Source organism: Halomonas sp. SIMBA_159 (assembly GCF_046536035.1).
In the GTDB taxonomy this organism is placed as follows: Bacteria; Pseudomonadota; Gammaproteobacteria; order Pseudomonadales; family Halomonadaceae; genus Vreelandella; species Vreelandella venusta_A.
Genome location: NZ_JAWJBT010000787.1, coordinates 1 through 264, shown reverse-complemented (window position 1 = coordinate 264; position 264 = coordinate 1). Strand labels below are relative to the sequence as shown.

Genomic DNA, 264 nt, shown 5'->3' with positions numbered 1-264 from the left:
CCTGCCATTGAACGGTCAATATATTTCTGACAAGTCCCATACATTGAACCATGAATATTAGCAATCGTTCGGACTTTATTTTGCCATTCTGAACGAATATAAATTTCATTAATGCTATGCTCACAAGTAATAATATCAAAAGCATTTTCCTCAACTTTTTGATCAATCCATTGCTGCATTTGGGGAGAATAATAAGATAAAACACTTTTTGGTGTTCCTTCTTTTAGTAATTGTCCAAGTCGTTTCGCTCGGTTCATAATTCCC

The 264-nt window shown here is 34.5% G+C and carries 1 protein-coding gene; it reads right to left on the bottom strand.

Going from position 1 to position 264, the window contains the following annotated elements:
- A partial coding sequence (locus R0J87_RS21365; RefSeq protein ID WP_498888805.1) for a hypothetical protein occupies positions 1 to 264 on the bottom strand: 264 nt, incomplete at both ends.